General features: G+C 69.0%; 8 protein-coding genes. 6 read left to right on the top strand and 2 right to left on the bottom strand.

From position 1 onward, the window contains the following. The first annotated feature begins 75 nt into the window (after window positions 1-75). Together QM019_RS04970 and QM019_RS04975 are read left to right on the top strand one after the other, a co-directional pair. Window positions 76-2,265, top strand: coding sequence for an alpha-ketoacid dehydrogenase subunit alpha/beta (locus tag QM019_RS04970; protein WP_282852105.1), 2,190 nt, complete (start codon window positions 76-78; stop codon window positions 2,263-2,265). Continuing rightward, window positions 2,265-3,797, top strand: coding sequence for a dihydrolipoamide acetyltransferase family protein (locus tag QM019_RS04975; protein WP_282852106.1), 1,533 nt, complete (start codon window positions 2,265-2,267; stop codon window positions 3,795-3,797). Before QM019_RS04970 ends, QM019_RS04975 begins: the two co-directional genes overlap by 1 nt. 130 nt (window positions 3,798-3,927) lie before the next feature. Here QM019_RS04975 and QM019_RS04980 read toward each other — a convergent pair whose 3' ends face one another. Further along, window positions 3,928-5,361: an HNH endonuclease signature motif containing protein gene (locus QM019_RS04980; RefSeq protein WP_282852107.1), complete on the bottom strand. Its 1,434-nt coding sequence runs from the start codon at window positions 5,359-5,361 to the stop codon at window positions 3,928-3,930. A gap of 505 nt (window positions 5,362-5,866) precedes the next feature. Further along, window positions 5,867-7,006 carry a glycerate kinase gene (locus QM019_RS04985; protein WP_282852108.1) on the bottom strand — a complete coding sequence of 380 codons (1,140 nt, stop codon included), beginning with the start codon at window positions 7,004-7,006 and terminating at the stop codon, window positions 5,867-5,869. Window positions 7,007-7,078: 72 nt separating this feature from the next. Between QM019_RS04985 and QM019_RS04990 the strand changes: the two genes are divergently transcribed. From QM019_RS04990 to QM019_RS05005, 4 genes are all read left to right on the top strand, one after another. After that, complete coding sequence (locus QM019_RS04990; RefSeq protein WP_282852109.1) at window positions 7,079-8,131, top strand: LacI family DNA-binding transcriptional regulator; 1,053 nt, start codon at window positions 7,079-7,081, stop codon at window positions 8,129-8,131. Window positions 8,132-8,315: 184 nt separating this feature from the next. Next, complete coding sequence (locus tag QM019_RS04995; RefSeq protein WP_282852110.1) at window positions 8,316-9,506, top strand: Gfo/Idh/MocA family protein; 1,191 nt, start codon at window positions 8,316-8,318, stop codon at window positions 9,504-9,506. Beyond that, window positions 9,506-10,729, top strand: a complete 1,224-nt coding sequence (locus tag QM019_RS05000) for a dihydrodipicolinate synthase family protein (protein WP_282852111.1) — start codon at window positions 9,506-9,508, stop codon at window positions 10,727-10,729. Before QM019_RS04995 ends, QM019_RS05000 begins: the two co-directional genes overlap by 1 nt. Continuing rightward, window positions 10,726-11,604 carry a sugar phosphate isomerase/epimerase family protein gene (locus QM019_RS05005; protein ID WP_282852112.1) on the top strand — a complete coding sequence of 293 codons (879 nt, stop codon included), beginning with the start codon at window positions 10,726-10,728 and terminating at the stop codon, window positions 11,602-11,604. Before QM019_RS05000 ends, QM019_RS05005 begins: the two co-directional genes overlap by 4 nt. Window positions 11,605-11,866 lie beyond the last annotated feature (262 nt).

Below are 11,866 nucleotides of genomic sequence, written 5' to 3' on the forward strand. Positions count from 1 at the left end.
GCGCGCGGATTGGATTCAATCTAGGGTGGTGGTGTTACACGCAACCCGGCAAACCGCCGATCAATGGAGATACTGATGCCGCGTCGTCGCCAATTGGAAACCAATGTCCCGTGGGTACAACTGAGCACCACCACGGCTGACTGGAAGCGGGCCGACCCGAAACTGCTCGGCACCATGCTGAGCCAACTGCACCTCATCCGCGCCTTTGAAGAGAAGGTGCTCGAGCTCGCCGGTGAGGGGCTCGTGCACGGCCCCGCGCACTCGAGCATCGGCCAGGAGGGCGGCGCGGTCGGCTCGATCGTCGGCATGCGCTCGGCGGATGGGGTGAGCGGCTCGCACCGCGGGCACCACCAGTTTCTTGCCAAGGCCCTCACCCACGTGTCGGGCGGCGAGATCGACCCGCGGGCGCTCGTGTCTGGGGAGGTGCGCACCGTGCTGCAGCGCACGTTCGCCGAGATTCTCGGGCTGGCGCAGGGGTACTGTCGCGGCCGTGGTGGCTCGATGCACCTGCAGTGGTTCGAGGCGGGCGCGCTCGGCACGAACGCGATCGTCGGCGGCGGCGCCCCGTTCGCCGCGGGCAACGCGTTCGCGCAGAAGCGTGCGGGCACGAGCGACGTCACCGTGAACTACTTTGGCGACGGCGCGAGCCAGATCGGCTCGATCCTCGAGTCGATGAACCTCGCCGCCGCATGGGAGCTGCCGGTTGGGTTCTTCATCGAAAACAACCTCTACGGGGTCTCGACGCACGTGTCGGAGATCACGAAGGACACCCGGCTGTCGATCCGCGGCCAGGGCTTCTCGGTGCCCGGCTGGCGCGTCGACGGCATGGACCCGCTGGCCGTGCACCTCGCGATGGAGGAGGCGATCGAGCACATGCGCGCCGGCAACGGCCCGGTTGTGGTCGAGGCCGAGGTCTACCGCTTCTTCCACCAGAACGGTCCATACCCGGGCAGCGCCTTCGGCTATCGCAGCAAGGACGAGGAGCGCGCGTGGCGCGAGCGTGACCCGCTGGCAAAGGTCGCGAGCGAGATGATCGCCCTTGGCCTCATCACCGACGCCGAGGTTGCGCAGGTGCGCGCGGATGCGCAGGCGGCGATGAACGACGTGGCGGCCGAGTTGATCGAAGCCGACCCCGACAAGGCTGGCCGCAACCGCATCCGCCCCGAGCTCTGGCCCGAGACCGACTTTGTGAACGTCGGCGTGCGCGGCGACGCGAGCGAGCTCGACGGGCTGACCGTCGCCGAACCCGCAGCGCATGCTGGCGAGTGGCGCGACGTGAAGTTCGTCGACGCCGTCGCGCAGACCATGGAGCGTCGGATGGAGCAGGACGAGCGCATCGTCGTGCTCGGCGAAGACGTGCACCGGCTCAGCGGCGGAACGAACGGCGCGACGAAGGGGCTCGCGAAGCGCTGGCCCGAGCGCGTGCTCGGCACCCCGATCTCCGAGAACGCGTTCGCTGGCCTTGGCGGCGGCGCCGCGCTCGATGGACGGCTGCGCCCCGTCGTCGAGTTCATGTACCCCGACTTCATGTGGGTCGCTGCCGACCAGGTGTTTAACCAGATCGGCAAGGCGCGGCACATGTTCGGCGGCGACTCGTCGATGCCGCTCGTGCTGCGCACCAAGGTCGCGATGGGCTCGGGCTATGGCTCGCAGCACCTCATGGACCCGGCGGGTATCTTTGCGACCTCGCCCGGGTGGCGCATCGTGGCGCCGTCGAACGCCGCCGATTACGTCGGCCTCATGAACGCCGCGCTCGCGCTCGAGGATCCGGTGCTCGTCATCGAACACGTTGACCTGTATGCGAAGGCCGACCGGGTGCCCGAGGGTGACCTCGACTATGTGTTGCCGCCGGGCCGCGCCGCCGTGCGCCGAGCGGGCGAGGACGTGACCGTCATTAGTTACCTCTCGATGGTCGATCACTCGCTCGAGGCGATTGAGCAGACCGGCATCGACGGCGAGCTCATCGACCTGCGCTGGCTCGACCGCGCCTCGATCGACTGGGACACCATCGGCGAGAGCGTGCGCAAGACCAACGCCGTGCTGATTGTTGAGCAGGGCAGCGAGGGCACCTCGTACGGAGGCTGGCTCGCCGACGAGATTCAGCGCCGGTTCTTTGACTACCTCGACCAGCCCGTGCAGCGCGTAACCGGCCAGGAGGCGAGCCCGAGCATCTCGAAGGTGCTCGAGCGTGCCGCGATCGCGCGAACCGAAGAGGTCGTCGCTGGCCTCGAACGCGTGCGCGCGGGATTCGGAGGGACGAACTAATGCCTGTGCTCATCCGCATGCCCGAGATTTCCGCCGGCACCGAATCCGCCGCAATTGCCGGCTGGATGGTCGCGGTCGGCGACACCATCGCGCCCGGTGACGCGATCGCCGACATCGAGACCGACAAGGCGACCATCGAGTACGCCGTCGAGGAGGGTGGCACCGTCGCGGGCTTCCTCGCCGAGATCGGCGATACCGTGGCCGTCGGCACGCCCATCGCGGTGTTGGCCGGCGACGGCGAGTCCGCAGCGGATGCGCTCGCGGCGGCTGGCAGCGCTGGTGCGGCTGGAGTGCCGGCCGACGTGGCGAGTTCCGGGACCGCCGGTCCTGGCGCCGGCGCAGGTAACCCTGCGGCTATGCACGTACACGCCGGGGCTTCTGCTGACGGCTCGGCGATTGACACCGCAGTTCCACCAGTTGCCACAGCACCTGCCGAGTCTGCAACGCTCGGGGCACCTGCGGCACCTGCGGCACCTGCGGCACCTGCGGCACCTGCGGCTTCGTGTGCGACGGGAACAAGCTGCTCGACGGGCGACGCATCGCGAGGAGGGACGGCTGCGGTAGACGCCGAACCGGGCGACCACATCCGTCGGTTCGCGAGCCCGATCGCGCGTCGTCTCGCACGCGAACGCGGTCTCGACATCGCAGCGCTTACCGGCACTGGCCCTGGCGGCCGAATTGTTCGGCGCGACGTGGAAGGGGCGCTAGCTTCGGCTCAGGCGCCAGCGGCCGAAGCTCCTGTTGCGACTAGTTCTGCGGCAACTGCGCCGGCACCAGCACCTGCGCCCGAGCCCGAGCCCGAGCCCGAGCCCGAGCCCGAGCCCGAGCCCGAGCCCGAGCCCGAGCGTGAGGGTGTCACGCGCATCCCACACACCGGCATGCGGCGCGCGATTGCGCGGCGGCTCACCGAGAGCAAGTCGACGGTGCCGCACTATTACCTGAAGGCCGATCTGCGAGTGGATGGGCTGCTCGAGTTGCGCAAGCAGGTGAACGCCGCGAACTCGGGGACGAAGATCTCGGTGAACGACTTCATCATGAAGGCCGTCGCGGGGGCGCTCGTCGAGGTGCCGGAGGCGAACGCGATCTGGACCGACGACGCGACCGAGCGCTTCGACTCGGTCGACATCGCCGTGGCGGTCTCGATCAATGCAGGCCTGCTCACGCCCGTCGTGCGCGGCGTCGAGCAGCTGAGCATCAGCGCGTTGAGTGCGACGATCCGCGAGCTCGCGGGGCGTGCGCGCGACGGCAAGCTGCGCCAGCATGAGCTCGAGGGTGGCAGCTTCTCGGTGTCGAACCTCGGCATGTATGGGGTCGAGGAGTTCGCGGCGATCATCAACCCGCCGCACTCGGGCATCCTCGCCGTGGGCACCGCCTCGCCGCGCCCCGTGGTGACCGACTCCGGAATCGAGTCGGCCACCGTCATGACCGTCACCCTCTCGGCCGACCACCGCGTTATGGATGGTGCCCTCGCCGCCACCTGGCTCGCCGCCTTCAAGCGCCGAGTCGAGAACCCGCTGACGCTGCTCGTGTAAGACGCCAGCACAGCGAATCCGCCCTCGGACTGCATCTGCGTCCGCGGGCGGATTCGGCGTTGGCGTGCTGCAGCGATCGTCTGCCCAGTAAGCGGTCCCCACTAACGGCAGTAGGCAGAGTTCTCCCCGATCAGAAGGGTGCGGGATCGACGGCGGGGTCGTAGGCGAGTCCGTCGGTGGGCTTGAAGATCGGCCCCGGTGGTTCGGGTCGGGTGATGAACACGTCGCTGGTCGGGGAAGTCCATTCGAGGACGCCGCCGCCGTGGTGCCGCACTCTCCACGGGTGTTGATGTTTCTGGGTGTGATGTCGCCGACACAAATGGGCTTGGTTGTCGACGCTGGTCGCGCCGCCAGCGGCCCAGGGCACTGTGTGGTCGAGGTCGCTGCGGTGCGCGGGGCGGCGGCAGCCGGGGAACCGGCAGGTGTGGTCGCGGGCTTGCAAGAACTTCCGCATTTGCGGGGTCGCGGTGCGGGTATCGACGGTGAGGACGTGCCCGGTAATCGGGTCGGTGAGGATGCGGTCGAAGCAGGTCACGGTGCCCGCGATTTGGCGGGCTTCGAACGCGCTGATGGGTTCCATCCCGTCGATGGTCGCGATATCGCGCGGGGCATCTGGGTCGAGCAGCGTGGTGATCGGGACGATGATGCTCACCGTCGCCTGCACGCTGGGTTTCCCCTTCGCGACGGATTCGAGGATGCTTTGCGGCGTCGAGGTGAGGAGCGTCTCGATGAACACATCGGCGCGGAGTTGTGCGACGGTGCGCGGATCGTCAATGAACGCGGCATCCTCCGGGGAGAGTTCCTCCCCGGCTGCTTGCGCCTCGCGGACGCGGGCGCGGTGCGCTTTGGCGTCATGGTGGTGGTCGTCGCGCAGCTGGGTAGCTTGTTTGCTGAGCAGGTCATAGCCCGCGCGTGCGGCGACGGTGGGGATGGTCGCGGAGAGGATCGACATGCCGTCGTCGAGGTCTTGGATGGTGACGGCGCGGTCTTCGTAGGCGCGTTCGAATGCGGTTTCGAAGTCGGCGGCGTTGAGGCGTGCCGCGAGTTTCTTGGCGTAGGTGTCAGTCTGCCCTGGCGTGTGCGTCGCCGCGTAGTCGAGGACCTTCGTGCCGTAGTCATCGCGCCGGTCGTCGTTGACCTTGTTCGCGTAGCGCAGCAGCGCGGTGGCGTGGCGGAGGGTGACGGTGGCGTCGTCGAGCGCGGTCATCCAGGCAGGGAAGGTGGTGGTGAGGCGGTGGGCGTCCCGGGCGCGGTTGGCGAGGGTGAGGTCGCTGTCATTGGTGCGGATGCCGGCGGTGCCGACGATGGATCGGAGGTGGGAGTGGAGGTGGTGTTCGTCGGAGATGAGGTGCGCGCCCGCGGTGGTGTCGCGGCGGGTGTGTTCGGCGGCGATGTCGTAGGCGACCGCCAGCATGCGGATCTCGCCGACGTCGGCGTGGCGGCGCTGCTGGTTGTAGTCGAGATAACCGGTGGTGAAACGCCTGGTGCGTTCGGTGAGGTCGTCGTATTCGGGGTCGGGGGTGGTGCCATCGGGTCGGTGCCGGGTGGATGAAATGGGTGTCACCTCCTCAAAACTGTTCGTCAGCGTGCCGGGTCTGGTGGAGCTCTTCGTTGTTGCCTTGGAGACGCACGAGCGGCCCAAAACGTGAACCAGGGTGCGAGTCTTTTTGCTGGGATTTTCCTGACCACGAGGGTGTGGGCAAGGACGAGTCGGCGACGGAATTCAGGGGGAGTGCTGGGGGACTGGTTCCACTTCACCACGAGCCACCGACATGGCCAGTGGTGCGGGAAATCGGGGGAGTTCGGGGGACTGGTTCTACTTGATCACGAGCCACCGACATGTATCGGCGGTCTTGGAATCGGAGGAATTCTGGGGATCGCAGTTAGCTCATCACGGGCCACCGACATGCATCAGCGTCGCTGGAATCGGAGGAGTTCTGGGGGGATGAGTTCCACTCCATCACGAGCCTCCGACATTGCTCGGCCGCGGCCGATAGCGGGTGATCGGGCGACTGACTTCACGAGACCACGAGCCACCGACATAGGTCGGCGGCACGGCAGCTCAGCGCTCAGCGCTCTGACTGGCCCGCACCAACCCGCCCGAACCACTCCGCGGCCCGTGCCGCCGCGACCTCGAGCCAGCGCTCGGTGTCGCGCATCGCCGCATCCGCGCCGCCTGCCAGCTCGGTGAGCGACCAGGCCTCGACCGCGCCCGTCGCCCGTCGCTGCAGTAGCGCATCCGGGGTGACGCGGCCGGCAATCACGCCGACGGGCACACCCGCCGCGTCGGCCATGCCGAAGACGATCGACGGCACCTTGCCCGCGAGCGACTGCGTGTCGAAGCTGCCCTCGCCGGTCAGCACGAAGTCGGCGCCGGCGATGGCGTCGGCGAGCCCGATCGTTCGCGCGATCTCGACGGCTCCGGGGCGGATGCGCGCCCCGAGCGTGAGCAGGCCGAAGCCGGTTCCGCCGGCGGCGCCCGCGCCCGGCGCATCCCGGTCGGCGTCGAGCAGCTCGGCGAGGCGCGCAAGGCCCGCGTCGAAGCGCGCGACGTCCTCTACCGAAGCGCCCTTCTGCGGCCCGAACACGGCAGCGGCACCGGCATCACCCAACAACGGACTCTCAACATCGGTCAGCGCTAGCAGCTCATCCGGCAGCGAGACACATCCGCTCAAGTCAACCGAGGCGAGCTCGTGCAGCCCCGCGTTGCCCGGCGACACCTCGCGCCCCGCAGCATCGACAGCCCGCGCCCCCAATGCCACCAGCGCCCCGAGCCCACCGTCGGTCGACGCGCTGCTGCCGAGCCCGATGAGCACACGCCTGGCGCCGTGCGACACGGCGAAGCGAATCGCCTCGCCGAGCCCAAACGTCGTGGCCGAGGCGGCCGTCGCGCGCGTCACCTCGGGCAGGTAGGCGATGCCACTCGTCTCGGCGAGCTCGACCACCCACGTGTCGTCGGCGAGCCGGAGCACCTGCGCGTCGACCGGCTCGCCAAGTGGCCCGCGCACGCGCACCCGCTCAATCGAGGCCCCGTCACTCGCTGAGGCCATCGCCTCGATCGTGCCCTCGCCGCCATCGGCCATCGGGGCGGCGACGCACTCGTCGTCGGGCCGCACCGAGCGCCAGCCCCGTACGATGGCGGCAGCCACATCGGCGGCGGGGCAGGTGCCCTTAAACGAGTCGGGGCAGATGACGATGCGACGATGCATGCGTCAAGGTTAGCCGGAAAGCCGTTTCCCGCTAGAATCAACTCCGACAACGACGAACATTCGGAGGGACGCATGGCGGCAGCGAAGCAGCCGGTGACGCTCGGGGATGTCGCTCGTGAGGCGGGCGTTTCGATCGCGACCGCCTCGCGCGCGATCAACGGCAGCACTCGGCGCGTGAACGAAGACATCCGCGCGCGCGTGCAGGAAACCGCAGATCGCCTCGGCTACCTGCCGAACCTCTCGGCGCAGGCGGTTGCGAAGGGGGCCTCGTCGACGATCGCGGTCGTCGTGAGCGACATCGCCGACCCCTACTTCAGTGCGATCGCCGCCGGTGTCATGCGCGGCGCGGCCGAAGAAGGCCTGGTCGTGACGGTCGCGACGGCCCATCATGACACCGGCTCCGAGGTCGAGATCGTGCGCACGCTGCGCACGCAGCGGCCAAAGGCGATCATTCTCACCGGCTCGCGCACGACGGATGCGGCGAGCCAGTCGGCGCTCGACCAGCACCTCAGCGACTACATCGCGACCGGCGGCAAGGTCGTGCTCATTTCGCAGCACCACCCGCCGTTCGACGTCGTTGAGCTCTCGAACCGTCAGGGTGCGAAGGACCTCGCGCTCGCGCTCGTGAAGCTTGGCGGCACGAGGTTCGGCATCGTGTCGGGCCCGCGTCGCCTCGTCACCAACGTCGACCGTGTCGAGGGCTTCATCGAGGGACTCGCGGAGGCGGGCATCGAGTTCGGCGGCGACCACCACGTCGAGGCCGAGTTCAGCCGCGACGGCGGCTACGCCGGCGCCCGCAAGCTGCTCTCGCGGATGCCCGACGTCGACACCATCTTCGCGACGAGCGACGTGATGGCGATCGGCGCCATGACCGCCCTGCGCGACCTCGGCAAGCTGCCCGGCCGCGACGTTTCGGTCGCCGGCTTTGACGACATCGACACTGCCCGCGACGTCACGCCGACCCTCACTACGGTCGTCGTGCCGCTCGACGACATGGGCTACCGCGCGGTCAAGGTCGCGATGCAGGACGATCCCGAGCGCGCCCCGGTGGCCCTCGCTGCCAACACATCGGTCGTGATTCGCGAGAGCACGCCTGCCCGCGGCGCCTCTAAGGGTGCGCCCTAGCCTGCACCCGCCGCGCCCGCCTAACCGCGCATCCGGCCGCCACCCCACGCGCACCAAGGCACCCCAAAACCGGCCCCCGACACAAACTCGGGGGCCGATTCTGCATCCATCGCTTGCTCGGGTAAGCGCTTTCCCATAGGATTGCCACAACCTCAACGACGAGGTCTCGCATGAGAGGACCGACATGACTCAGAACACGATTGGCATCATCGTCAACGGTGCGACCGGCCGCATGGGCTACCGCCAGCACCTCGTTCGTTCGCTGCTCGCGCTGCGCGACGAAGGCGGCTTCCCGCTTTCTGACGGCTCGCGCCAGCCGATCGAGCTCTACCTCGTGGCCCGCAATGAAGAGAAGCTGCGCGAGGTCGCCGAGAAGCACGGCGTCAAGAAGTACACGACCGACCTCGACGAGGCGCTCGCCGACCCCGACTTCCCTATCTACTTCGACGCGCTCGTCACGCAGCTGCGCGTGCCCGCGATCCGCAAGGCGATCGCGGCCGGCAAGGCGATCTACACCGAGAAGCCCACCGCCGAGAGCTACGCCGAGGCCGTCGCCCTCGCTGACGAGGCCGAGGCCGCGGGCATCAAGAACGGCGTCGTGCACGACAAGCTCTACCTGCCCGGCCTGCTCAAGCTCAAGCGCCTCATCGACAGCGGCTTCTTCGGCGAGATCCTCTCGGTGCGCGGCGAATTCGGCTACTGGGTGTTCGAGGGCGACTGGCAGCCCGCCCAGCGCCCGAGCTGGAACTACCGCAGCGAAGACGGCGGCGGCATCATCGTCGACATGTTCCCGCACTGGAACTACGTCATCGAGAACCTCTTCGGCAAGATCTCCTCGGTCTACACCGAGAAGCGCACGCACATCCCCACCCGCGTCGACGAGCGCGGCGAGGCCTACACCGCCACCGCCGACGATGCCGCCTACGCGATCTTCGACCTCGAGGACGGCCCCATCGTGCAGTTCAACTCGAGCTGGACGGTGCGTGTGAACCGCGACGAGCTCGTCGAGCTGCACGTCGACGGCACGCATGGCAGCGCCGTCGTCGGCCTCTTCGGCGCGAAGGTGCAGCCGCGCAACGCGACGCCGAAGCCGACGTGGAACCCCGATTTGCCCGACGCGAACGACTACCAGTCGAACTGGGTCGAGGTGCCGCAGAACGACGCCATCGAGAACGGCTTCAAGCTGCAGTGGGTCGAGTTCCTCCGCTACGTCGTCGGCGACGGCGAGCACCACTACGACTTCCGCTCGGGCGCCGCGGGCATGCTGCTCGCCGAGGCCGCCCTCGAGTCGGATGCGCAGGGTCGTCGCGTGAGCCTGCAGGAGTTCGCGCTCGGCAACGCCGTCGACCGCGCCGCAGAGCAGGTGGATGCCTGATGACCGCGACGCAGACGCTCGGCGCGAGCCGCGCATCCACCGACATCACGCTGCAGCTGCTCGACGCCGACGGTACGACCCGCGCGACCGAGCTGCTCGCGGCCTCGTCGTTCGCGAAGCCGACTGGCCCGCTGCGCTCGCGCACGCTGTACGCGGCGGCGCACGTGATTCCGAAGGCGCACGCCGAGAACGTGCCCGGCGCACCGGCCGATATCGACTGGGATGCGACGCTCGACTACCGGCGCCAGATCTTCTCGTGGGGCCTCGGCGTCGCGGATGCGATGGACACCGCCCAGCGCAACATGGGTCTCGACGCGGCCGCGACCCGCGAGCTCATCGCGAAGTCGGCGGAGTGCGCGCGTGAGGCGGGCGGCCGGGTCGCCGTCGGCGTGAACACCGACGGCCGCACCGAGGAGCAGCTCTCGCTGCAGGAGATCGAGACGGCCTACCTCGAGCAGCTCGCGTTCGCGCAGGAGCAGGGCGTCACGCCCGTGCTCATGTCGAGCCGGCACCTCGCCCGCGCGGCGACGTCGGCTGCCGACTACCTGCGCGTCTACGACCACGTGCTGCGCGAGGCGTCGAGCAAGGTGATCATCCACTGGCTCGGCACCGCGTTCGACCCACAGCTCGCGGGCTACTTCGGGTACAGCGACTGGCGCACCGCCGCCGACTACCTACTCGAGATCGTCGACAGCCACGCCGCGAAGATCGCCGGCATCAAGATGAGCCTTCTCGACGCCGATGCCGAGCGCTACGTGCGGGGGCAGCTGCCCGAGGGCGTCACGATGTTCACGGGCGACGACTTCAACTACGTCGAGCTCATCCGTGCCGACGAGTCGGGCGAGTATTCGGATGCGCTGCTCGGCGCGTTCAGCGTGCTCGCGCCGAACGCCTCGGCGGCCGTGCAGGCGCTCGACGCGGGCGACGTAGAGGGCTTCACGCGCATCCTCGAACCCACGCAGGAGCTCTCGCGCCAGGTGTTCGCCGCGCCGACCTTCTATTACAAGACCGGCGTCGCGTTCATGAGCTGGTTGAACGGCCACCAGCCCGCCTTCAAGATGGTCGGCGGCCTGCACTCGGCGCGCAGCCTGCCGCACCTCTCGCGCATCGTCGAGCTCGCGAACGCCTCGGGTGCGCTCGAGCGCCCCGAGCTCGCGGCCGAGCGCTGGCACGCGATGCTGCGGCTCGACGGCGTGCTCGACGCGGGGGAGGTGCGCGCATGACCATCCCGCACGCCCGTTTCTCGCTGAACCAGGCGACGATCAAGTACGCGAACCTGCGCGAGGCGCTCGACCTCTGCGTCGCCCAGGGCGTGCAGAGCATCGGCCTCTGGCGCGAGCCTGTCAACGAGGTGGGTCTCGCCGAGTCGGCGAAGCTGCTCGCCGATTCGGGCCTGCGCTTTTCGAGCCACTGCCGCTCGGGCTTCCTCACCGACCCGGATGACGCCGCCTGGCGTGCCTCGCTCGACGAGAACCGGCGTGCGATCGAGGAGACGGCGACGCTCGCCGCCGCGGGCGCGCCCGGCTCGGCCGCGGTGCTCGTCGTGGTGGCCGGCGGGATTGCCGAGGGCGGCACCATCGCGGATGCGCGGGCCCGCTTCGCCGAGGGCATCGCGACGCTCGCGCCCGAGGCCCAGGCGGCCGGCGTGACGCTCGCGCTCGAGGCACTGCATCCGATGTTCGTGTCGGACCGCTGCGTGCTCTCGACGCTCGGCCAGGCGCTCGACATCGCGGATGCGATCGGCAGCCCGGCGGTCGGCGCGGTCGTCGACTCGTTCCACGTCTGGTGGGATCCGGATGTTGCGGCGCAGGTCGCGCGCGCCGGCGCGGCCGGCCAGATCGCGACCTACCAGGTGTGCGACTGGAAGACCCCGCTGCCCGCCGACGTGCTGCTGAGCCGCCACCTGCCCGGCGACGGCGTCATCGACTTTGCCTCGCTCACCGAGACGGTCAACGCCGCTGGCTACACCGGCGACGTCGAGGTCGAGGTGTTCAACGGCGAGCTGTGGGACACCCCGTACGCCGAGGCACTCGAGGCGACCTGGACCAAGTTCAACGCTGTCGTCGGCGTGCACCTCGCCGAGGTCGTGCCGGCGTAGCCAACGCAGCGGCAAGAAGTGGCGGGCCCCCCCCCACCCGGGGGGCCCCCCCGCCACTTCGTTGTGCGCGCGCGGCGAAGTCTCGTCTCGCGGCGACTGATTAGCGGTCGACGGCACATGACTAGCCATCACGCTAATGACAGCGCACAGAACCTGGCACGCGAGTGGCGGATGGGCGGACGCGAGGGCGCGGCGCAGCCCACCGCATCCGCCGAACCGGCAGCACGGCGTGGGCCCCGCATCCAATTCAGGATGCGGGGCC

Origin of the sequence: Gulosibacter sediminis, from assembly GCF_030011715.1 — a bacterium.
In the GTDB taxonomy this organism is placed as follows: domain Bacteria; phylum Actinomycetota; class Actinomycetes; order Actinomycetales; family Microbacteriaceae; genus Gulosibacter; species Gulosibacter sediminis.